The sequence below is a fragment of the Actinopolymorpha pittospori genome (assembly GCF_014873875.1).
In the GTDB taxonomy this organism is placed as follows: Bacteria; Actinomycetota; Actinomycetes; order Propionibacteriales; family Actinopolymorphaceae; genus Actinopolymorpha; species Actinopolymorpha pittospori.
On record NZ_JADBEM010000001.1, the window covers coordinates 686,862 to 709,856 of the forward strand.

The 22,995-nt window shown below is 66.9% G+C and carries 18 protein-coding genes; 6 read left to right on the top strand and 12 right to left on the bottom strand.

The features are described from left to right. Window positions 1-47: 47 nt before the first annotated feature. Window positions 48-2,129: an outer membrane protein assembly factor BamB family protein gene (locus HEB94_RS03115; protein ID WP_192748549.1), complete on the bottom strand. Its 2,082-nt coding sequence runs from the start codon at window positions 2,127-2,129 to the stop codon at window positions 48-50. A 344-nt stretch (window positions 2,130-2,473) separates the two neighbouring features. Between HEB94_RS03115 and HEB94_RS03120 the strand changes: the two genes are divergently transcribed. Beyond that, the gene (locus HEB94_RS03120; RefSeq protein WP_192748550.1) at window positions 2,474-2,788 is read left to right on the top strand and encodes a hypothetical protein; all 315 of its coding nucleotides are present in this window, start codon (window positions 2,474-2,476) and stop codon (window positions 2,786-2,788) included. A gap of 324 nt (window positions 2,789-3,112) precedes the next feature. On the opposite strand, the gene HEB94_RS03125 is transcribed toward HEB94_RS03120, so the two are convergent. Next, window positions 3,113-3,451 carry a hypothetical protein gene (locus HEB94_RS03125; RefSeq protein WP_192748551.1) on the bottom strand — a complete coding sequence of 113 codons (339 nt, stop codon included), beginning with the start codon at window positions 3,449-3,451 and terminating at the stop codon, window positions 3,113-3,115. Window positions 3,452-3,542: 91 nt separating this feature from the next. On the opposite strand from HEB94_RS03125, the gene HEB94_RS03130 reads away from it, so the two are divergent. Further along, on the top strand, window positions 3,543-4,727 hold the full coding sequence (locus HEB94_RS03130) for an IS630 family transposase (RefSeq protein ID WP_202896081.1): 1,185 nt from the start codon (window positions 3,543-3,545) through the stop codon (window positions 4,725-4,727). 596 nt (window positions 4,728-5,323) lie between these two features. On the opposite strand, the gene HEB94_RS03135 is transcribed toward HEB94_RS03130, so the two are convergent. From HEB94_RS03135 to HEB94_RS03165, 7 genes are all read right to left on the bottom strand, one after another. Continuing rightward, entirely contained in the window at window positions 5,324-8,098 is a 2,775-nt protein-coding gene (locus HEB94_RS03135) for a bifunctional YncE family protein/alkaline phosphatase family protein (RefSeq protein WP_192748552.1), read from the bottom strand. Between the two features lie 806 nt (window positions 8,099-8,904). Continuing rightward, window positions 8,905-9,333: a dihydrofolate reductase family protein gene (locus HEB94_RS03140; RefSeq protein WP_202896082.1), complete on the bottom strand. Its 429-nt coding sequence runs from the start codon at window positions 9,331-9,333 to the stop codon at window positions 8,905-8,907. A 583-nt stretch (window positions 9,334-9,916) separates the two neighbouring features. After that, window positions 9,917-10,246 (bottom strand): hypothetical protein, encoded by a 330-nt coding sequence (locus tag HEB94_RS03145; RefSeq protein WP_202896083.1) that lies wholly within the window; start codon window positions 10,244-10,246, stop codon window positions 9,917-9,919. A gap of 155 nt (window positions 10,247-10,401) precedes the next feature. After that, the gene (locus HEB94_RS03150; protein ID WP_192748553.1) at window positions 10,402-11,556 is read right to left on the bottom strand and encodes a hypothetical protein; all 1,155 of its coding nucleotides are present in this window, start codon (window positions 11,554-11,556) and stop codon (window positions 10,402-10,404) included. A 518-nt stretch (window positions 11,557-12,074) separates the two neighbouring features. Beyond that, entirely contained in the window at window positions 12,075-12,575 is a 501-nt protein-coding gene (locus tag HEB94_RS03155; RefSeq protein WP_192748554.1) for a hypothetical protein, read from the bottom strand. A gap of 45 nt (window positions 12,576-12,620) precedes the next feature. Next, complete coding sequence (locus HEB94_RS03160; RefSeq protein ID WP_192748555.1) at window positions 12,621-14,414, bottom strand: substrate-binding domain-containing protein; 1,794 nt, start codon at window positions 14,412-14,414, stop codon at window positions 12,621-12,623. A 14-nt stretch (window positions 14,415-14,428) separates the two neighbouring features. Continuing rightward, window positions 14,429-17,119: a P-loop NTPase fold protein gene (locus HEB94_RS03165; RefSeq protein WP_192748556.1), complete on the bottom strand. Its 2,691-nt coding sequence runs from the start codon at window positions 17,117-17,119 to the stop codon at window positions 14,429-14,431. Window positions 17,120-17,896: 777 nt separating this feature from the next. Here HEB94_RS03165 and HEB94_RS48915 point away from each other — a divergent pair. The 4 genes from HEB94_RS48915 to HEB94_RS03180 all read left to right on the top strand — a co-directional run bounded on the left by HEB94_RS48915 (window position 17,897) and on the right by HEB94_RS03180 (window position 20,599). Beyond that, entirely contained in the window at window positions 17,897-18,346 is a 450-nt protein-coding gene (locus HEB94_RS48915; protein WP_202896084.1) for a hypothetical protein, read from the top strand. Then, window positions 18,343-18,876, top strand: coding sequence for a hypothetical protein (locus tag HEB94_RS48920; RefSeq protein WP_202896085.1), 534 nt, complete (start codon window positions 18,343-18,345; stop codon window positions 18,874-18,876). The genes HEB94_RS48915 and HEB94_RS48920 overlap by 4 nt, the downstream gene beginning before the upstream one ends. Before the next feature lie 300 nt (window positions 18,877-19,176). After that, entirely contained in the window at window positions 19,177-19,911 is a 735-nt protein-coding gene (locus HEB94_RS03175; protein ID WP_192748557.1) for a dienelactone hydrolase family protein, read from the top strand. Window positions 19,912-20,254: 343 nt separating this feature from the next. Next, window positions 20,255-20,599: a Tn3 family transposase gene (locus tag HEB94_RS03180; protein WP_202896991.1), complete on the top strand. Its 345-nt coding sequence runs from the start codon at window positions 20,255-20,257 to the stop codon at window positions 20,597-20,599. Window positions 20,600-20,735: 136 nt separating this feature from the next. Here the strand turns inward: HEB94_RS03180 and HEB94_RS03185 are convergent, their stop codons facing one another. From HEB94_RS03185 to HEB94_RS03195, 3 genes are all read right to left on the bottom strand, one after another. Next, complete coding sequence (locus HEB94_RS03185) at window positions 20,736-21,167, bottom strand: VOC family protein (protein ID WP_337917449.1); 432 nt, start codon at window positions 21,165-21,167, stop codon at window positions 20,736-20,738. Between the two features lie 23 nt (window positions 21,168-21,190). Next, window positions 21,191-22,471, bottom strand: coding sequence for an IS701 family transposase (locus HEB94_RS03190; protein WP_192756202.1), 1,281 nt, complete (start codon window positions 22,469-22,471; stop codon window positions 21,191-21,193). Between the two features lie 166 nt (window positions 22,472-22,637). Beyond that, the gene (locus tag HEB94_RS03195; protein ID WP_337917450.1) at window positions 22,638-22,913 is read right to left on the bottom strand and encodes a VOC family protein; all 276 of its coding nucleotides are present in this window, start codon (window positions 22,911-22,913) and stop codon (window positions 22,638-22,640) included. Window positions 22,914-22,995 lie beyond the last annotated feature (82 nt).

The following is a 22,995-nucleotide window of genomic DNA, read 5'->3' on the forward strand; positions in this document are numbered from 1 at the left end:
CATGCCAGACCGGTGCGGCGACTAGCGGCGTGCGGTCGCCATCGGACTCAGTACCACTTGACCTCGAGGAGTATGCCGTTCTGCACGTAGAACTTGTTCGGTCCCGGTGAGATCGCGGCGAACCCGGTCGCGTAGTTCGGGCCCATGTCGATCAGCGTGTCCGGGTCGATCCTGCGAGTCCGGCCGTTGGTCGCGTAGATCGCCCCATCGCCCGGGTCGTACTCCATGTTCACCGCGCGCGGCTGGAATCCCGTCACCACCGACCAGTTGTAGTCGAACTCCTTCACCGAACGGATCAGCGAGCCGTCGGTCGGTGAGATCTCGAACACGGTCCCGTACGTCATGCCGAACAGCCGGCCCTGGCCGTCGAACGTCAGCCCGTTCACGCCCTGCTCCTCCGGCAACGGCGTCGACCGCCAGAGCACCGAGCCGGTCGCGGCGTCGAGGGCGAACACCTGCCCCGGATGCTTGGAGTTGTCCGAAGGGTTGCAGCAGCCGAGCGAACCGCCGTAGATGATCCCGTCGTGGTAGGTCACCGTCGAGATCTGGTTCGCGCCCTCGACCAGGCCCGAGTTCCAGGTCCGACGCTGTCCCGTAGCGGGGTCGTACAGCGTCAAGGCGCCGTTGTCCTGGCTGTTCTTGGGCGACGTGCCGATCGCTACGTACGGGCCGGCGCTCACGACGGCCCACGGACGTTCCTGCCCCTCGTCCTTGAGCTCGAACAGCTTCTTCGGGTTCGAGTCGCCGAAGGGCTGGGCCGGGTCGTACTCCCACAGCTGCGCGTTCGGGTAGACGCCGAAGTACATCTTCCCGTTGTGCGCGCTCATACCCTCGATCTGGTGCTTGAAGGCGTACTCAGTCCACTTGGTCGTCGCCGGGTCGTACGCGACGAGTCCGCCCTGGAAGTAGCCGCCGCCGTAGATGCGGCCGTCGGGGCCCTTCGCCAACGACCGCGGGGCGGTCGGCGTCCCGACGAGGCCGTCGGCGTAGGCAAAGGTGCCCTGCTTCGTGGCCGGGTCGTAGGTCCACATGTCACCGCCGCCGGTCGAGCCGTAGATCAGCTCGTGCCCGACGCGCTTGTCGACAAGCCGCGCGAGGGCCTTGCCGGCACCGAGTCCGCCCTTGTCGGCCTGCTCGGCTCCACCCTGGAACCCGGTCGGCGTCAGCGAGCCGTCCCGAGGGTCGAACAGCGTCAATTCGCTGTTGATGTTCAGGTAGACCCGTCCCTGCTTGTCGGCCTGAGTGATCGTCTGCCCCATGTAGCCTGGGATCCGCCACTTCCACTTCAGGGTCTTCAGGTCCAGAACCCAGCCGACCTGCTCGGTCGTGCCGCCGGCGAACAAGATGTACAGGTACCCGGCCTCGTCCTCCATCTGATACGTGTACTTGTCTGTCGGCATCCCCGGAGGTGGCGGGATCTCGACCCGCTTGCCGGTCCGTGGATCGACCTGGAAGAGCGCGGTTGTCTGCCCGAGACCGGCGTAGATCTTGCCGCCGCTCACCTCGACCGACCGGACGTAGAGGTACTTCGAGCCGAAGTCACCGTAGTCGCGGTACTGCCGCGTCGCCGGGTCCCAGGAGAACAGCCGTCCCGGAGGCAACGGCGCCGTGCCGAAGCCCTCGGTGGTCCCGAAGTAGAAGACCCCGCGCTGGTCGGTGTCGCCCTCCCAGGTGAAGCTCGTGCGCGGCGAGGGGCGGCCGAGGTCCTCGACCACGTTCGCTCTCCAGGGAAGGCGATACACGTGGCCGTAGCCGTAGGTGCTCACGTACACCGTGCCTCGCTTGTCGATCGACACGCCCCACGCGCCCTGCGCACCGAGGTCGGCCGGCACCTCCCCGGAGGGAGGCCCGGGCACGTAGAGCGGCAGCATGCGCATGACCCGCTTGGTGGACGTGTCGATCTCAGCGAGGTACCCGGGCTTGCCGCTGAACGCCAGGTAGGTGCGGACGGTGCCGTCCGGCATCCGCGCCGTTTCCCCGCCCGCCGCGGTCGTCGAGTACAGGGGGATCGTGCCGCGGTTCCACCACTGCGGCGTGGTCGGAGTGGAGGCGGCCGTCGCCGACAGACCGGCCACGACGGCCAGTCCCGCGATCAGCAACCGGCGCCAGAGACGGGTTCGCATGTGCATGCCCACCACCTCGGGAAGTCTTGTGGTCCTGACCGTAAACAGGTCTCGCGTGGACGTCAACGGCGATGCACGGAACTGATGTGGACCAGTTATGGACACGGACCGCGAGGGCACCTACCCACTCGGTTACGGCCCCGTCCGTAATAGCCGTTGCGATGGATTCGGTCGCTGTCCCTCGTTGAGCCCCGGAGAGGATTCCCCGTGAGGCACGGCAAGACTCTGCTCGTCCTGGTCGCGCTCGTCGCGGCCGTACTCTCATCCACTGCCGCGGTGGCCGCGCCAGCTCCACCCGCTCCCGTCGGCCCGCGGTCGGGTCGCTGGGGATTCCCTTGCAGGACGTGCTCATGATCGGCGGAACCGTGGGTTCGCTGCCGGACGGACGCCGGGTGATCTGGTCCGCCGTGTCCGGCACGCCCGCGTACCTCAACGCCGTCGACACGTCGACGGGCGCTCCGCTGCTGTCCGTCCCGCGGACGGGAGCCAACGGCGCCTACGGCGCCGAGCAGGCGCCCGACGGTTCGGTGTACGTGGGCACCTACGGCACCGGACGGCTGTACCGGCTCGCGCCCGGCGCAACACAGGCCGAGGACCTCGGCGCGCCGATCGCCGGCGAGGCGTACGTGTGGAACATCGTCGTCGCGCCCTACGGCACGGTATAAGAACCTCGCCGGGCGGCAAGGTGTTCGCCTGGAGTCCCACCACGAGGACGTTCCGCGACTTCGGCACGATGGTGCCCGGGTCAGACGTACGTGAAGAGCATCGCCTACTCCCACGGCAAGATCTACGCCGGCACCCGATGCCAAGGGTCCCACACCTGCTCAGCCCTGCGAGCCGGCCGCCTGTGGGTCGTCGAAGGCTGGCCCAAAGTGACAAACAACGATCAACGGCGACCGTTCGACCCCCGGCCAGCTGCTCGGTGCTGGCTAGACGAGCTAGAGCGAGGCTGGACGACTTAGTGGTCGACGTCGTAAGTTCGTCGGGGGTTAGTCGGTGGTCCAGGCGGTCGGGTCGTTGAGGTAGAGGCCGCAGGCGCAGTCGAGGGCTTCTTCTGCGGTGCCGGCAGGGTTGCCGTCGGGCAGGAACGAGTCTTCGTATTTGTCTTTGCTGGCAAGGTAGATGGCGAAGCCCCACTGGTTGGCGTAGCCGCCGTAGCGGAGCCTGCATAGCGGCTGGGTGGTGCCGTCGGGGAGTTGGCCGGTGATGTAGGCGAAACTGCCGTGGAAGCGGACATCGACGCTTGTGAGGGCGGGCCAGCGTTCACGGGCACGGGCGTGGACCCGGTAGGACAGTGACGCTTTGGTCGATTCCGGCGGTGTCGGCATGGGATCTATCGTGCCGTAGCCGCTTGTTTCGACGTGCCCGGCGTGTCGTACCGGCTCACGTAAGCCCCTGCAACATGATCGACGAATTCTGTTGTCGATCACGAAGTGGCTCCTCATCGTGGGTGTTTCCCAGGCCGTGCAGATCCGGCTGTCCGCCTCAGAACGTAACGGGTTGGGGAGGATCGCGCGGGGCCATAAGAGCCCGGCCAGGGACAAGCTGCGCGCTCAGATCGTGCTGGATGCTGCCCGAGGGCTACCCAATACTGTGATCGCCCACAGGTGCGGGGTGGTGGAGGACACGGTACGCAAGTGGCGTGGCCGGTTCGCGGCGGACAGGCTGGAAGGGTTGAAGGACCTGCCACGCTCGGGTCGTCCACCCTCGTTCACGCCGGTGCAGGTTGTCGAGGTCAAAGCACTCGCCTGCCAGATACCCGCTGATGCTGATGTGCCGCTGGCCCGGTGGAGCTGTCCGGAGCTGGCCCGCCACGTCGTCGCCGCCGGTGTCGTGGAGTCGATCTCGACCTCGACCCTGCGGCGCTGGCTTAGGGCTGATGCGATCAAACCCTGGCAGTACAGGTCGTGGATCTTCCCCCGCGACCCTGATTTTGCGGCCAAGGCGGGCCGGGTGCTCGACCTGTACGCCGGCATCTGGGAAGGCGAGTCATTGGGCGTGGACGAGTATGTGATCTCCTCTGATGAGAAGACCTCGATTCAGGCCCGCTGCCGCTGCCACCCTAGCCTGCCACCGGGAACGGCCCGCATGATGCGCATCAACCACGACTACGAACGCGGTGGGGCACTGGCCTATCTGGCCGCCTACGACATCGAGGGGGCGCGCGTGTTTGGCCGCTGCGAACCCTCGACCGGGATCACACCGTTCATGGCGCTGGTTGAGCAGGTCATGACCCAGGAACCGTACGTGTCGGCGAAGAGGGTGTTCTGGGTTGTGGACAACGGCTCCTCTCACCGCGGCAAGAAAGCGATCGAACGGCTGACGAAACGATTCTCCAACGCGGTCATGGTGCACACCCCAGTACACGCCTCATGGCTGAACCAGATCGAGATCTACTTCTCTGTCGTACAACGCAAAGTCGTCACACCCAACGACTTCACCGACCTGGCCGAAGTCGAAGACCGCCTACTGACGTTCGAAAAACGCTACAACGCCACCGCCAAGCCATTCCGATGGAAGTTCACCAGAAACGACCTCGACGATCTACTCACCAGAATCGACCGGCACCAGGCAGCCGAACCAGTCCTCACCAAGGCAGCCTGACCAACCCCCGATGAACTTACGACGCCGACCACTTAGTTCGCAGGACTGCGAACTAAGTCGAGGACGAAACCCGCAGATCAAGCCAGTTAGTTCGCAAGTTCGCATTGTTCGCAGCCGAGAGGACGTAGCGGCCCGCCGGCTAGTCGACTCGGAGCTCGACTACGTCATGGGCACGCCGCTTGCGGTGGCCGACCGGCGGGAGACGAACTCGGCGCTCCACTCCCGAAGAGGACCGGGGGTCAGGGGCGGCGAGCCCCCTGGAAAGACCTCGGCCTGGGATGACCTCAATCAGTCATGCGGACCGCCTGTGGCCGTGCCGGCCCGTCCGAGGACGGCCGCCAGGCCGCCCGCAGGACGAGAACGTTGAGTTATGAGCATGCCGTCGTACGTCTCCGCCGTTCCATCGTGCCCACTTGGCCTTCGAGCGCCCAGTGTGGGCCCGCCGAAGTGTCGCGTCGCATGGTTGCCCGGATCAGCCGTTTCATCCTGTCTCGGCAACCGATCTGGCAACCGCAGCGCCTTCGCGACTGGCGTACGGCCCGCCGGGAGTCCGGCGGGCCGTACGAGTCACTCTGTTCGCGTGGTGTTCACTCAGCTCAGCCGTCGGTGTCCAACCCGGGGATGGCGGCGCCGGGCACCTGGTCGGGCGTGAGGATCTTGGCGTCACCGTGGTAGGGCTTGGTCCAGCCGGTCGACTCATACCAGCTCATGCGGGCCATCAGCTCCGGCGGCGCGGAGTCGACGCGGGCGTTGTCGCCGGTGAAGTGCTGCTTGGCCTTCCAGGTGTTCCAGGCAGCGGCGACCTTCTGCTGGGCGGCCGGTGCCTGTCCGGTGGTCGGCGCGGGAGCTGCCTTCGTGTCCTGCGGAGCCGGCGTGTCCAGGCCACACGAGGGCGGGTTGTTCTCCACCCCCAGGGTCAGCGAGGTCCGGTTGGGCACCACGTCGAACGGGGTGAAGTCTGGCTTGTTGGTGAACGCCCCAGCCATCGGGGTGGCCGCGCTGTCCATCTGGTTCATCGGGTGGATCCCGAGGATCTGCTCGATGGTCCGGATCATCGTGGCCTGGGTGTAGTAGTGGCTGTCCACCACACCGGTACGCCGCGACCAGGGGCTGATGATCTGGACGGGCGCCCGGTGGCCGTCGACGTGGTCGACCCAGGCCTGGGAGTCGTCCTCGACCACGAAGATCGCGGAGTCCTTCCAGTACTTGCTGTGCGAGATGGTGTCGACGAGCTTGCCGAGGGCCAGGTCGTTGTCGGCGACCTGGGCGGGCGCGGTCGTCGTACCGCCGGTGTGGTCGTTGGGGAACCAGAACATGTTCAGGTTCGCCGGGCCATTGGCCTCGAAGTCGCGCTTCCAGATCTCGTAGCGGTAGAGGTCGGGGATGCTGAGGTCGCCGCCCGGGAAGCCGTGCACCGAGATGTCGTTGAGGGACGGGATCGCCACGGCCGAGTTCATCGGGTAGGCGGTGGTCGCGGCAGGGTTGGCCGCCATGTTCAGGGTGTCGCAGTACAGGTTCTGCCAGGTCGCCCCGGACGGCTTGCTGTTGGACTGCATCTGGTACTCACCGAAATCGCGCGCGGTCTTGCCTGCCGCCTGCGCACCGGTCCAGATGAAGCCGGAGGCCTGGTGGCCCAGAGCGTCGTTGTAGGAGTCGTAGCTGCGCGTGTACTCACCCGCGGAGGACTCGGTGTACTCCGGGTTGTCGCCCTGCATGAGCCAACTGTGACCCTCGGCGGAGTTGGTCGCCGGGTCGTAGAAGTTGTCGTAGAGCCCGAACTGGCTGGCAAGCGCGTGCTGGTTCGGCGTCACGTTCTCGCCGTAGGTGAGCAGCCTCGGGTCGTTGTCGCCGTACGGCATGTCGCTGAAGACCTGGTCGTAGGTGCGGTTCTCCTTCACGACGAGGAAGACGTGCTTGATCGTCGAGGGGTCGCCGATCTTCTTCGGGACCGCGACCGGCTTCACGCCCCGGCCGTTGCTGCTGGAGAACTGGACGGAGTTGGGCGTCCAGCCGTTCAGCTTGAAGACCTTCTCGGTCTCGGACCTGATCTTGCCGTCGCTGGGCAGGGCGAACCGCTCGACGCTGGTCGTGGTGTCGTGGGTGCCGTGGTACCAGGCCGGGGGCGGGTAGTTGCTGGGGCTGCGGGCGTCGATGCCGCGGGTGTTGGAGACCAGCACCTCGTCGCCGACGGTCGTGATCTCCGACGGGTAGTAGTCGGTCGGAAGGAGACCGACGTAGGCGACCGGCTCCCGTGCGGAGGTGAACTTGTAGACCGCGACCGCGTTGGCGCGGCCGAGCGTCACCAGGAGGTGACCGTCGTCGGTGAGCGTGACCGCGTTCGGGTCGTAGCCGACCGAGGCCTCCGGCCACGGCTGGGTGGCGATGGTCTGGACGACCATATCGGTGGTCGTGTCGATGACCGAGACGGTGTTGCTGTTGGTGTTGGTGACGAACACGGTCCCGTCCTTGGCGTAGACCGCGGTCGGGTGTAGGCCGACGTCGATGCTCGCCGGAGCGGCGGCCGAGTCGGCGGTGTTGATGACGCTGAGGGTGCCGGTGGTGGTGCCGGCGTTCGGGTCGGCGGGCACCTGCGTGCCGTAGGAGTTCTGCGTCGCCTCGCCGGGCTTGGCCGGACGCCCGCCTTCGTTGCTGACGTAGAGCTTGTTGCCGACCAGCACCATCCCGCGCGGCGCGGTGCCGACGGTCCAGCTGTGGGTCACAGTGCCGGTCGCGGCGTCGATGGCGACGACACGGTTCTGGCCGTTGACCGCGGCATAGACCGTCTTGGCGTCCGCGGAGAAGACCGCCGCACCGACCAGCGCCTGCTTGCCGCCCTGGGCGGGGATCGAGACCGTGGTCGGGTTCGAGACGCTGCCATCGGTGTTGACGGTGAACCGGGTGTAGCCGTTGGCCTGGCCCAGCCACAGCTGCTTGCCGTCCGGCGAGTACGTCGGGCCCTCCTGGCCCACGTCGTTGCCGGCGATCTTCAGATCCGCGGCGGGGTTGTTGCCGACGTACTCCTGGAGCTTGAAGTCCTTCAGGTCGGCGATGGCCATGGCCATCGCGCCGTCAGTGATGGAGCCGGCCAGGTGGGTGCCGTCAGGGCTCACCGTCGTCGACATGAACTTGCCCTCGTTGAGCACGACGGTTTCACCGATGGGGTCGGCGTGCTGGCCGTTGGCCAGGACCCGGCCCTGGTCGGTGGTCTGGCCGGCCTGTTCGAATCCGAACTGAGTGGTCTGTGCGAGAGCGATTCCGGTGCTGGTGCTGATCAGGGCGACTGTTGCGGCCGTTACGATCGGCGCTCGCCCCTTCCGCAGCGTGAGAAGGCCGGTGCGGGCCTTCTCACGGCGTTGACGTACTACCTGCATGACCATTCCTTCTCGGAGGTGGGGGAACGGTCCGACCGTGTGAGTCGAACCGTCGAAGCCGAGAGAGCGCGGGCCCATACTGTCGGCGGCAGGCACCGCCGACGTGCCTTCCCGCCACGCTGCCGTCGCGTCATGCCTCTTTCGATCCGCTTGGCGAGCGTGCCCGGCCCTGCCACTCTTGCGAGGGAACGTGTCCGCCTCCGGCAGTGTGTGTAGACGCCGGCCGAACGTAGGTAAAACCTGTGGATGGGTGCGGTGACGCTACCCATCAATGCGAACAGGCGGTGCGACATCGGGCCACCGGCGACCCGGAAGTGGACCTGTGAACCCGCCATGCGCGCAGACGGCGTACAGGGCCTCTGGACGTCGTACACCTCATCAGCGTCAGCGAAGCCGACGCGGCCCTGCTGGACGCCCCCTTCGCCGTGAGCACCCTCGCCGAGCTGGCAGAACTAGCGCCGTACACCGAGGCGCAACGGCTCGTTCTCGAGAGCGTCCGGGGCGCCTACTACGAGAAGCCGTCCGCGCCGGCCGAGCTGATGCCGAAGCTCATCGGCAGCACGCACATGAAGGTCCGGTACAGCAACTACATCAAGGAGAGGGAGCAGGTCTTCGAGGACTACGCGCTGCTGCACCTGTGGCACGTCACCCCGCGAAGGAAGCTCGCGGCCACGAGCAGCAGCCGCGGATCGGCGCAGCGGCGAGCGCAGAGGCCGGTGGATGTTGAGTTCACCCGGGCCGAGCATTCGACGGTCTTTGACGGGATGGCCAACCGGCCAAATTGTCCGACTGATGGGAGAGAACCCTCACACAGCCGGAGGCTCGGATCCCTGCAACCGGTAGGTCAGGTACGCGACCTGGCCCACCTGTTCGACCTTCGACAGCGTGAGCCGCGACGAGGGGAGATGACCAGTGAACAGGGGCTTCCCCTTCGCCAGCATCACCGGCACGACCCCGATGAACATCTCGTCCAATAGACCGGCACCAGCGAACGAGGTGGCCAAGGCGCCGCCTCCAGCGATCAAGATGTTCCCACCGCGCGCGGCGTCGACCATCGCATGGTGCACCGGGCGGACATCGCCACTGACGAAGGTGATGTCGGCTCCTGGCACCTTCGGTAGCTCCCGATGAGTGAACACCCAGACCGGCCTTTCGCTGTGCGCCTCCTGCCACTTCTCAGGATGCTTGAGCAGCTGGGAGTCTCGCAGCACGCACTCATAGGTCGCGGCGCCCATCGCCAACGCGCCAATCCCGGCGACCAACGACGACACGTCTCGATCTCCTGGATTGATGTCCTACAGCCAGTCAAGCGAGTCGTCCGCGCCGGCGATGAATCCATCGATGCTGCTGGAGACGTAGTAGACCGTCTTCGCCATGGGGAGGAGCTTCTCACCTTCCCACAGTTCGCGCACAGGCTGGGGGCGAGTAGGCCCCGCATCTGAGAACGGGTGGGCGCTCTGACGCCTAGGGCATGGCCGCCAGGATCCGATCCACGGCCTTGTGCGCGCGTATGAAGGTCGGCAGCTCCGGAGGAGCATCCCCGCGATCGTGTGCCGCCGGAAGCACCCGCATGCCCACGGTGAGCAGTTACCGGCCACTGCCTGCCAACTGCCCCCCCATCCCCGGTCGTCGTCTGCCCGCGGCGATGTGGCCGTCGGCAGCAGCTCGAGGACGCCGTAACCGCGATCTGCGAGCACGTGCGCCAGACCGGCCGGTCGGGGATCTATTCGGGCGACGGCACCTGGCGCGGGGCCTGCGACGGACAAGCTGCTAGCGCCGATGCTGCAGGGACCGGACCGGCGGGCTGTACCTGCGTGCTTACCGTAGGTGTCCTCGCTCATCGACGTGGTATGTCGGAACGCCGAGGAAGGCGTCGGGGGCAACGTCGTGGCCGTAGGCGATTTGAAGGTGTCTAGCCAGTAGGTCCAGTCCTGCATCCCTGCCGGGCTGCTGAAGCGGTAGTTCAACTGCCAGCGGAGCCATTGTCCTCGGGCGAGCCTTACGGCTGGGGTCGCGCGGCAGGACGCGCAGTTGGTCATTGTCCTCCCGGAGGCTGACGTCGACGTCGGCCAGGTCGGCGATGGTCTCCTTGGGGTGGAAGTCTTCCTGTTCCCGCATGTGCACCACGTGCAGGAAGGGTGGCGACACGTTCGGAAGGGTGAACGCGATCGGGGTTGCGTTCCGATGTGCGGCTGCTTGCCCGCCTCGAGACCGTTTGGTCCACCAGGTCCGGACCCACTGCGCCGTGACGTCCACGAGCCAAGCATGGCAGCGCCGGACTTCGGTGTTGATCGGAGGCAGGGTCAGGCAAGTGCTGCGGGAGTTGATGCCGCGCGGATGAGTGGCACCGGCTGCAGCCGGTCAGGGTTGGGTCCTAGTGCCGCGAACAGATGGGCGGGTAGCCAGCGGCCCAAAGGCTCCAGCCCATCCGGTCCGGTCGGTTCGGTGAATGCCTCGTAGAGGACACCGTTGGCGGTCGAGGTGACTCGCTGCTCGGGTAGTGCGGCGGCGTGCTCGGTGAAGGGAGGCCCGAGCCAGGTCCACCAAGTCGGCCTGGGCGGTAGGCCCATCCAACCCTCGCGTTGCACGGGGCTGATGCGGTGCTCGGTCTCCGCATCCGCCCACAGCGAGCGTCCGGACCAGATGTGGCCCTTGGTCACCTCGGCTGCCGCGTAGAAGGCTGGAAGGCTGTCGGCGAGTGCGACGAAGGTGCGGCGAAGTGCGTCGCGCCAGGCGGGCTCCCTCAGGGGTTCGGCGAGGAACCTCAGTGACATCGACCAGAAGCGATCGGGGAAACGCGCGCCGGGACCGGCGCCCAGGTGGCCGGCGACGCAGGGGCCTGAACCGGAGAAGAAGAGCGGGGTGGTCGCCTCGGCCCAGGCTGCCGCGAATCCCTCTTCCCCGGCGTCGGCGTACTTGCCCTGGAACGGCTCGTACTCTCCGAAGCGTCGGGGAAGTGCTTCGGGCAGGAGCCGTTCGGCCGTGGCGATGAACAGTCGCGCAGCGTCCTGGCACAGCTCCTCGCGCAGGCAGTACCAGTCGACGTCGACGGTCGCTACGCGTGACTCCCTCTGGGGCTTCTGGATGGTCCGGGACTGCGAGCGCGACCACACCTCGTCCGTCTGCTGGTCGACGACCGCGCCATCAAGTGCCTGAGCAAGCCGGCGGGCGAAGCGCACCGCATGCGGGATCTCGGACTTCGCTGAGCCCTCCACCGTGATCGTGTAGAAGTAGCGGGATCCGAGTACGACGCTGGCGACATCAGCGGGAACGTCCTCGTCCTCGACGCGGTCCGGGCCGTCGATGGTGAAGCAGTAGCGACGTCGCGCACCTCGGACGACGGTGGCTGAGATGACGTTGGCCTCCTCGATGTCGAGCCCGTTGCTTTGCCCGAGCAGGGTGCGAAGCTGAGCTTCATCAATGGCGCGGGGCGCGAAGACGGCCAGGTCGTACGACATGGCGGCATACTCCCATGTGCAAGGTCATCCTTGGTCGTCCTGCTGACCGCATCTCGTCGGCCAGCTCGTCGTTGGGGTTCGCGTCCAGCCAGCGGCGAATGTTGAGCCACGGCGCCGCCGCGTAGCGGTCGCAGCTGTCCTGGTCGGCAAGGACCATGTCCACGACATCGCAGCCGAGTTCGCCGAAGTACTCGAGCAACTCGGACAGTGGGAGTCCTTGCTCGTGGCGTAACAGCCCTCGACGCTAGCCTGATCTGGTAGGTCTTGGCGCCAGTACGGTTCACCGATCAGCATCATGCCACCAGGCGCGAGGCTACGCCGGAGCAGTTCGACGGTGCCTGCGACGCCGTCGCCGATCCAGGTGGCGCCGATGCACGCCGCGATATCGGCAGCTCTGTCGGCGATGTATCCAGCGGCGTCGCCATGCACGAACTCGGTGTGGGCCGAAACGCTCGGGCTCACGTTGCGGCCCGAATGCCTCGGCTTTTCGACGACATCCTGTTGACGGTGTCGTTCTTCTAGCCGGACAGCTGCGCCTCCTCGGGGCCACCGGTTCCGAGGAGATCGTATGCCTGTTTCAGACAGGTCCTGATGTCGTCCCAGTCCGCGTCGCGCGTAGGAACTCTGTGTGTCGCCTGGTAGCCGTAGACAGTCCGCCACACGTGGTCGATGCTCTTGCGCAGATCTCCTTCGGCAGCCGCTCGCTCTGACCGCAGGGATAGTTGTTGTATCGCCCGTTCACGTTCCATGGCCAGGGCCTCGAACCGCCTTGCCTCCTGTCTGGCCTGGTCGGCGTGCACGCGTGCGCGATCGGTCTCCGGGACCTGTCCGGCCCAGGCCAGGATCGGTGAGGTCACGTCCGAGACCGTCCGCGGTGGTGCACCGTGCCGCACTGTGACCACTGCCGGGGAGCTGACCAGGAACACCAGAGCTGCGGTCACCGGTGCGGACACCAACGCCAGCCACGGCTCGAACCACCACCCGAGAACGCCCGCCGCGAGGCCGAAGCCTCCCGCCAACGCGATCGTGGCGCGATCGCCTAATCGCTCTTGGAACCCCACGGCTTACCCGAAGTTCCGGAACACGCGAACGAATGCGTCGTTCACATCGAGCGGGTCTCTGGCGTCGTACTGCGCTGCCTTGGTGAGCTTCGCGATCTGTGCGAGCGTGTCGATGTCGGCGTTGTCCGCATGCCCGTAGGGAACGGTGAAGATCCGGACTGAGGTGTCCTTTCCGTGCGGGTTGAGCTTCGCGAGCAACGCCTTCGGGCCGCCAGGATAGGGCTCGGTGTTCTGGCCGTCGCTGAGCAGGACGATTGCGTTGATACGTTTGGGATCCGCGCTCTCCTGCATCAGCCTGCTGGCATCGTCGGCAGTTTGGTAGAGCGCGGTGTTCCCGTCGGCGGTCAGGCCTTGGACGCGCGACTTGAGCTGCTCACGGATATCGCCCACTCGGCGGATCGGCATTTCCTCCGTGTGCGGCGGGTTGGAGGAGAACGTCCACAAGCCCACCTCGTCGTCATCGTCGAGCAGGTCCAGTGCCCGCTTGGCCGCAGGCTTGACGAGCTCCAGTTTCGTGGAGTCTTCGGCCGTGTTCGGGTCGCGAACGATGTCGTTCATAGAGCCCGACACGTCCAGCACCAGCAGCACGCGAGCCCTGCGCCGCACGTTGTCCCAGCTGTCGAGCATCGCGGTGAGCAGCTTGCCGTCGGGTATCCGCACGAATGTCAGGCGCTGGTCCTCGGGTGTGCCCAATGCCTCCACAAGCTGGGCGGTCGGCCGGGCAGCGCCCTCGTGCGGACGGAAGCCGAGCTCGGCCAGCCGTCGCTGCTGCTCGTCCTCGGCAAGGAACGCACGGAAGTCCTCGGCCACCGCCCGCTGGGCCACGTTCGCTGACGCCAGCACGACGAACGGGTGGTCGAGCTCGAGCGTGCCGTCCTTGGGATACACGGTGCGCAACGGGTTTCGCGGTCGCCGCTCCTCGCTCATCCGCGCGGGTTCACCGTTGGGCGCGCCGCGGTTGTACAGATAGACCATCTGTTCCTGGATGACGATCGCATCGATGTAGGGGCGATAGGTGCTGGCGGCCTGTGCCTGCTCCGCTTCGTAGATCTGCTGCATGAACTGCACGGCCTCGTTGCCGTAGAGCGACACCGACGACTCGATTCCGTGCACGAACGACACGACCTCCGGGTCGTCCAGCCGCTCCTCGGTGAGGTCGCCAGGGGCCGCGACATAGGTGGCGACCGTGGCGGCGAGCCCGGAAGTCGAGGTCTCCGCATTGTCTCGGCCTAGGATGAAGTTGCCCCAGTTCGGCATGCCGTACGCCGACCACCCCGACTGAGCGAGCGCAAGCACGTCCGCCCAGGTGTCGAGCCGGGCGCCGTGGTTGGCCAATGCCTCCGCTACCGACTGTGGCATCGCGATGACGAGCGTGCTCCTGGCGATCGACGACACTTCGGCCGGCTTGGTGAGAAGAAGATCGCCGTGGCCTTCGTACTCCAGCAGCCGCAGCCACATCGACGACGTGGGCAGCCAGACGTGCGGGGGATTGCGCACTCCCGAGGCGAGCGCGATCTTCATCGCTCCCGACGTGACCGCATCCAACACGACCCGGGCTCGCAGCTTTCCGACAACTCGGTCGGCGTCGTTGTACCTGCGGACGAACTCGCGCATGACGCCGGCCTTCTCCGTGGAAGAGTTGACCCGGATCGTCTCGATCGGCGGATTCTGCTTGTCCACGCCGTCGGCGGCAGGCTCGTCGTCGCCAAGGGCCCGCACCAAGCCTGGCACCGCCGTCGCACCGACGAGGACGGTGCCTGTAATCACACCCAGCACGCGGCGGCGCTCGATCGGCACGTCCCCTCCCGTTGTCAGCGCGGCTTGGTCAGGTCCCAGGTCTCGAAACTGAATCGCCCGATTGTGCCCGTCCATGCACGATACGTTGAGAGATTATCGTGCACGGGATCCCCGGCCCGGAGGATCTCCAGTAGCCGCATCCAGATCTGGTCTGTCTCGGCCGTTCGTGCGGAGGTGGCGAGCTCCTCCACCACGGTGGTGAAACCAGCGTCGCCGGCCGCTCCGTCCACGACGTCTAGTCGGGCTGCCAGCGTCCGGCAGGATTCCGGGGCGGCGACCAGCACCGCGAGCAGCACGAGCACCGCCTGGTAGGGGCCGGCATCGTCAGACCCGATGAAGCCGTCGAGTTCTTCCTCGGAGATGGCCGCCCGCTGCAGGCGGTAGACGTTGACGAACCGCTTCACCGCGCGAGGTGTCAAAAGCAGCGGATGGAGACGCTGGATGAACCGCAGCTCGCTGGCGCGCAGCCGCAACTGAGCGGGCTGCGGGCCGCTGAGCTGGTCCGGCTGTGGTGTGGTCGCCGGCCCGCTCCCAGTCTCGGCCGACCTGGCCGGAGCGTCGGCTGTCGCCGATGCCGTGCCGGTCTCCGACGCGAGCGGCTGCGGGCCCACAGTCTCGGTCGGTACGAGTGCCTCGATGAACCGGTCGACCTCGCTGCCCATCGGCCGCAACGTGAACACCACTTGGAAGATCTTGTCGAGGTAGTCCAGGGGTGCGACGCCGGTCACCCCGTCGGTGCCACCGAACAACTCCGAGTGGTACTGCTCGAGGCAATGTCGCAGCCACTGCGGATCAACGGCAACAACAACGATGAACAGCCGCAACGCCAGCAGGAGGTGCACCGCGGCGAGCACATCCACGACCTTGCGTGGAGAGCACCGGTCGAGGTCGTCGATGTAGAGAACCACCCGCTCCAGTGGCGGCGGGCCAGCCGAACCAGCCTGCTCCCACTCGGCGAACGCCTGCTCTGCGCTGTCGCTGAGCTGGCGGAGATCGGCGTAGACCCGGCCGAGCAACCCGCGGTACTGGTCGTACCCGCCGGCCCTACCCTGCTCGATGACCAGCGTCAGTTCCCGCGTGGCGTCGAGTCTCGCCAGGCGCATGCGCGTATCGTGTACTGCCTGCCGCAGCCCAGCGGCCCGCCGCTCGGCGAGACTGCGAACCGCACGCCAGGCGGCGAGGAGGCGGTCGAGGATCGGGAACACCGCTGTGGCGGCGAGGACCCCGGAAACCAGAGCCAGCACGTCGGACCGCCACTGCCACCACGCCATCCCGGTCACGGCACCTAGCAGGACGAAAGCCGTTCCAGCCACGGCGATGCGCCCGCGCCAGGGTGCGAGGGCGGCCAGCCACAACCGCAGGCGAGCCCGGAACCGCTTGGTAGGGCTGGTGTTGGAGTCGGCGAGCTCCTCGAGGTCGTGGAGCCTCTCCCGCAACGCGGTACGTTCAGCGCCGACCTGGTACGCGTCTCGTGGCTCGGGTTCGCCGAGACCGGTGAACAGGTGCTCCACCATACCGACCCAGAGGTGGTCGTCGTTGTAGTGCCAGGCGTTGAACCGTACCTGCCGCACGGTGGTCGCGAATACGCTGTGCGCCGGGTTTCGACGGCCCTGCTCCGCCAGCCGCGCGACGCGGTTCTGGAGCTGGCGCATGAAGCTCGACTTGCCAGAACCCCACCGGCCGAGCAGCGCGATCGCGAGCGGCGGTTCCGTCGCCCGGTCGCCGATGAGCGTGGCCACGCTGTCGACGTCCTCGGCGAAACCCAGCAGGTCGACCGCGCTCTCCTGATCGCTGACGAGGCCGGCCTGCGGCCTCGGAGACCGAGACGGGGAGATCCTTGCGCCCGTGGTCAGGTCCCAGACGCCAATCGCGCCGTCCTCGGCGCCACTGACGAGCTGTCTACTGTCCGGCGTGACCGCGAGCGATCTCACCGCGCTGTTGTGGCCGTCCATCTGGAGCGGCTCGTCTGGTCGCTGCGGATCCCAGACCCAGATCCCGCCGTTGTAGCCGCCCGCGATGACCTGTCCGCCGTCCGGTGTCACCGCGACCGTGATCGCCGCGTCGTCGCAGCCGTTCAGACTGATCACCCCCGACCGCTGCCTTCGGTCCCAGAACCGCACGGAGTCGCTCGTGCCGATCGCGACACGGGTGCCGTCGTTCGAAACGGCCGTCGCGACACTCCCGGCGGACCGACCGGGCAACCGTCCCAGCTCTTTGCCCGACCAATCGGTGATCCGGACGATCGGATCGGATCCGCCAGTGACAACCTGCCGGTTCGCGCTCACCGCGACGCTGTTGACGTTCTGGTGGCCGCTGCGCCAGTTGCGGCCCGAGAGCGGCTGAAGGATCTTCTGGTCGAGATCGATGGCCACGATCTCGCCATGTGGCAGCACAGCGGCCGCCATGAGGTGGGTGCCAAGCGGCGTCAGCAACGAAGTGCCAGCCGCGAGGTCCCAGGAGACGGACATGGCCTGGCCGCACGAGACAACCCGGTTGTCCTCGGACACGGCCAGCGCGAGGACTTCGTTCTCCGCTTCGGAATGAACCTGCAGCAACCGGCCGGTACGCAGCTCCCACACCCTGAGCACCGCATCGGCGCCGCCGGTGACGATGCTGCCTCCGCCGGGCAACACGGCGACAGCTCGCACGGCGCCCGCGTGCCCCACGAACGGTTCCGGAATGCGTGCCATAGTGACCGTCGACACTATCGCCATCGTGCCGGTACAGGTCCCGGACCGTCGGTTCCGCCCTGCGATATGGGCGTCAGACGGCAGGGGCGTCCGACAGCTGGGCGTGTGGCTGAGCTGACCGGCCCGTGCCGGTGATCGGGTTCGACCTGAGCTCGCCGAAGCTGTCCTCGGCCGCATGTACGGCCCAGCCGTCCGCGGCTACATCCGCGACCGCCGGCAGCGAACGATCGCGTGGTCGCTCCGCATCACCTCAGCCAGAGTCGCCAAGTAGTCGTCCCGCATATCGCGCCCCCCGATCCACACCCGAACGCCGGCTTCAGCGCCATGCCGTTCGGCTGCGTCACAAAATGCCTGCCGCACACTTGGCAGCCGCGCGGCTGGCAGGTCTCCGGTGCGCGGCCACCGTGTCCAAGCTGTTTCTGCGGAGCCAGCTCCGCACGCGGGCCACGCTCAACCGGCCGTCGGACGCTCAGGTCCGTGGTTGCCCGCGAGTGGCCCCTCGGTGCCGAGGTGAATAGCCCGCGGATAGCACGCCGAGCACTTCGTACCCGGTACGAACGACTGCTATGAGACCTCAACCGAGGCGGCAGGTAATAAGCCTCCGGTTCTGGCCATCTGTTCCGTAGGCCGCCGACGATCATCTATCGGCGTCCGTCGCCGTCTAGATAACGCGGGACGGATGCGCTCGGCTGGCTCCTGGCGTCGGCGAGCGTCCATGGTCGTCCAGGGCTCCTGTTAGCAGCCGCGTTAGCAAGGAGCGACGCAAAGATCGTTCCTTTTCGGGCCGTCACCTTGACCTGGCTGTTCGGCGGCCTGCGCAGCGACGAGATATCCCGCCTCAGCACGGGCTGCATCCGCTGGCAGCACGACGGCTTCCCCATTCCCGGCGACTCCGACGAGGTGCTGGCGCGCGACGCCGTTTGCCTGCTGGACGTCCCCACCCACAAGACCGGCACCTCCTTCACCAAGCCCATCGATCCCCTGCTGGGCAAGGCGATCGAGGCATGGCAGGATGCACGGCCGCAGCAGCCGAAGATGCTGGACCGCAAGACGGGTGAGCAGGTGGACTTCCTGTTCGCGCACCGGGCCAAACGCCTCGCGAACACCTACATCAACACCGCGGTCATCCCTCGCTCTGCCGCAAGGCCGGCGTCCCGACCGCCGACGTCCGGGGCAACATCACCAGCCACCCGGCCCGCTCCACGATCGCCAGCCAGCTCTACAACGCCAAGGAACCGATGACGCTCTTCGAGCTGCAAGCCTGGCTCGGTCACCGGAGCCCGGAGTCCACTCAGCACTACGCCAAGATCACCCCGAACACGCTGGCCAGGGCCTACAACGACGCCGGGTACTTCGAGCGCAACATCCGCACCATCGAGGTCCTGGTCGACCGGGATGCGGTCACCTCCGGAGCCGCCGCGTCGGGCGAGCCGTGGCAGTACTACGACCTCGGTCACGGGTTCGGCACCTACACGTTCTTCGAGCAGTGCCCGCACCGCATGGCCTGCGCCCGCTGCGACTTCTACACGCCCAAGACCTCCAGCAAGGGCCAGCTCCTGGAGGCCAAGGACAACCTTCAGCGCATGCTGGCGAGCGTCCCGCTCAGCGACGACGAGCGCGCTGCCGTCGACGACGGTCAGGCTGCGCTCGACCAGCTGCTGGAACGGCTGGTCGATGTCCCCACGCCAGCTGGGGCGACACCCCGAGAGATCGGCGTTCCGGCGACGGCGACGCTCCTGCCGATCGTCGGCGTCAACCAGGGCAAAGGCTGAACTACTTGACAAATCTGATTCCGCAGGATGCCGGTTTTTCGGTGCTCGAATCGGTGGCGGACGTGCACTTCCTGACCAGTGACGGGCGAGACTCCGACGCCATGGTGTTCGGCCACAGAGCCTCCGCAAAAACCCGTTGGCGGAACCACGGCAGCCACTGCTACGTTTCCGGAGGCCGTGCAAGAGAGCGAGGAGGTGGTACCCGTGAACGTATCGACATGGGTGCTCCCCTCCGGGGTCACGGTCGGGCGATAGGTCGTCCGGGAGCGCCGTTCAATGGCACTCCCGAAAGGCACGACCATGCACTTCACTTCTGAACAGCGTCTCGACGACGCTGTCCTCGAGCGCGAATTCACCCTCGGTGAGATCCCCGGCATCCTGTGGACGCCCGCATCCGCGTCCGCACCGGCGCCGCTGATCCTGCTCAGCCCCCCTCCTCTCGGGCTGCGCAAGACGTACCCCCGGCTGGTGGCCCGGGCCCGGCACGCTGCGGCGGACGGCTTCGCCACGGCTACCATCGAGCTCCCCGGAAGCGGCGACCGGCCCCATTGGCCCGGCGCCGAGCAGGCCCGCGCCGACCTGCGCCGGGCCATGGAGGCCGGCGAGCCGGTCAGCGACGAGATCATCGACGCCCTCATCCTCCCGCTCGTCGACAAGTCGGTCCCGGAATGGCAGGCCGCCCTGGACGCCCTCCTGCCGCTGCCCGAGATCGGCGGCCCGGTCGGTTACTCGGGGGGAGTGATCTCCATCGGGACCCGGCTGGCGGTGGTCGAGCCGCGCATCTCGGCCGCTGTTCTGTTCGCCGGGAGTTTCGTCCCCCGGGCCATGTTCGAGGAGGCCCGCCAGGTCACCATTCCGCTGCACCTCCTGCTGCAGTGGGACGACGAAGGGAACGACCGGCAGGCGGCCCTGGACCTGTTCGACGCCTTCGGCTCCAAGGAGAAGACCCTGCACGCCAACATGGGCGGGCACACCGGCGTCCCGCAGTCCGCAGGCGACGAAGCGGGCCGATTCCTCGCCCGGCACCTGAAGTGACGCCGGGCCGTCAAGCCACCAGCAGACGGTAAGCCGTGTCGGCCAGGATGCTGCCCATCTAGGGACAGGTCCCGACCCTCCTCGGCTCTATACACCACGGGCCCCTGCCAGACTCTCGACAGGGGCCCGTGCTGCCCGAAGCCATGAACTGCTCGACGTCTGCAGAGCTTCGCAGGCTACGCTCGACCAGCTGCTGGAACGGCTGGTCGATGTCCACGCCAGCCGGGACGACACCCCGCGAGATCGGAGTCGCGGCGACCGCGACGCTCCTGCCGATCGTCGGCGTCAACCAGGGCAAAGGCTGAACTCTTGACAAATCTGATTCCACAGAATCGCCCGGTACCTGCGTGATCGCGAGCTGCAACGCGAGATCAACGAGGGCCTCAACGTGGTCGAATCGTGGAACCGAGGCAACCAGGTCATCTTCTTCGGCAAGGGCGGCGACATCGCCACCAACCGCCGCGATGAGCAAGAACTCTCCGTGCTATGTCTGCGAGTACTGCAGGCGGCGCTGGTGTACGTGAACACCTTGATGGTGCAAGACGTTCTCACCGACGACCAGTGGGCCAAGCGGATGACCACGGTCGACCACCGCGGCCTGACTCCATGGTTCTGGAGCCATGTCGCCCCCTACGGTGAGGTCCGACTGAACATGAACCGCCGCCTCAGCCTCCTCATCGCCCCATGACTCGCCTCGCCATGGCGCCGCGTCTAGCCCCGGTCTAGCCCTAAGCCCCTGATCGGCTGGCCGGCATCAAGGGACCGACATCCGTCCGTTTGTGGATCCCTGACCGGCACGTGTACCGGAGTCGGTGGCTCGACGCTCAGTCTGCGTGAAGGTCGAATTCGTTGCTGTCTGGGTCGGCCAGTTCGACGCCGTCAGCGAGGTCGGCAAGACGGGTCGCACCGAGCGAGACCAGTCGTTCCGCCTCGCTGGTCGGGTCAGCGGCGACCAGGTCGAAGCGCTGCCGGTTCCTTCCGGCCTTGGGTTGGATCGGCGGTCTGCCCCATGGGTCCCATGAGATCTTGGTGCCGCCGAGCGGCGACTGGACCGCGGTCTGCTCGTTCTCCTCCCACACCAGCGGCCAGCCCAGCGCGTCGCGCCAGAACAGGCCGACGTCTCGGGAACCGTCACAGGTGACCTCGCCGAGGTAGCCGGTGCCGGCCAGGTAGTTGTTGCCCGGCTCGATCACACACAGCTCGTTACCGCCAGGGTCGGCCAGTACGACGTGGTGCTCATCGGCCCCTTGGCCCACGTCAAGGTGGCGGCCGCCTAGTACTACAGCCGTAATTCGTAATCTTGGTTTCGTCGTCGGTAGTGGCAGAGTCGGGCGTGGTGTTGGTGGTGGCGGCGGAATCGGCTCCATCGGATGGTGTGGGTTAGGGGGTGGCTTGGGTGGGTGATGGTGGCTCTGAGGTGCCGGATCTCGTTGCAGGTTAGGGGAACCATTGCTCTGCTGGGGTCGGGATGGCTGTCTGGGCCTGCTTGGACGGCGAGGAAGGCGTGGGCGAGCATGGCCAGGGTGGTCCAGCGGTGCCAGGAGGTCCAGGTACGGACTTGGTGCTCGTCCAGTGCGGCGCACCCTTTGCCGACTTGGATGTTCTCCTCGATTCGCCAGCGAGTTCCAGCGACCGTGGCCAGTCTTGCCAGGCTGACGTCGGTGGTGGCATGGCACAGGAAGTAGGCCTGTTCGCCGGTGGCCGGATGGCGGCGGACCAGCAGCCACCGGTAGCCAGCTCGGCTGAGGTTTGCCAGACGGGTGAGGGCCCAGTGGTAGAGCCGTTCGCCTTTGCTGCCTTTGCCGGCCGAGGCCAGGTGCCAGTCGGTTGCCGGTAACTGCGCGGCGAACTCATCGGCTCGCATTCTGCCGGTGCCTGTGCCGGTGCTCGTGTCTGCTGGAGTGGGGATCTGGGTGTCGCATGAGACTGCCATGACGTAGTTCAGGTGTCGTTCCTCGAAGGCTTGTCGCAGTCGGGGATTGTCGCCGTAGGCCTCATCGGCGCTGACCCACCCGGGCAGGATGCCGGCGGCCAACGCCCGGTCGGTCATGGCCAGCGCCAGCTGCGGTTTGGTCTGAAACTCCACATCTTCAGGCACGCCGGCCTCCGCCAGCCGGCCCGGATCGGTTGTCCAGGACTGGGGCAGGTACAGGCCGACGTCGATGAACGCGTGCCCGCGCGGGCTGGCCAGGGTGGCGAACACCGCGACCTGGCAGTTCTCGATCCGACCACACGTGCCTGAGTACTGCCGCTGCACCCCCACCGTGTGGCTGCCCTTCTTCTGATCCCCTGTCTCATCGAACACCAGCACCACCCGATCCGGATCCACGCCGTCGGTCAGGTTCGCCGCCACGTACTCGGCCAACTCACTTCGCACCGCCGCGTCGTCCCAGACCGCACGGCCGAGCAGATACTGGATCCGATCCGGGCTGCGGTGCCCGGCATGCTCAGCCAGCGTCCAGCAGTTAGCCCTGGGCAGGCCCGCAAGCAGACCGTCGACCACGTCCCGCGCCGTCCGAGCGGTCTCCGGCCGGACAAAGCACGACCCAACCCGACGCATCAGCGCGTCCAACTCCCGCTCCCACCCAGCGACCTCTACGCTGAGAGCAGCGGCCGCCGCCTCAATGTCTATCGTCTTCACAAACGCAGACAATGTCGCGGCGGCCGCGCGCTGTCACAGCAACACGCCGAGCATCAAAACTCCGCCGACCAGCCGAGATCACGAATTACGGCTGTAGTACTAGGCACAGCGCCTTCTCAACGGTTCGCTGCTGGTCCTCGAGGCTGCTGCTGGTCAGGTGGAGATGCAGCCGTCGCGGGCCAATCTCCTTGGTGTCGGAGGTGACGAAGCGGAGCCCGACCTGAGTCTTGCCCTTGCCACCCGGTACCAACGCGCCGCCGGGCTCGGTGCGTACCTCTCGGTCGAGCAGCCCGGCCCAAAAGGCCGCCACCGCGGTCGCGTCGGCCACATCAAAGGTCACCGCTTCCAGTCCCAGAGCCACCTCTGCACCCTAGGGCGGGCTCCTGGCGTTGGCGACCCGGTTTCAGCCGCGGCTGAGCTTCGTGCGGGGCAGCGCGACCCGA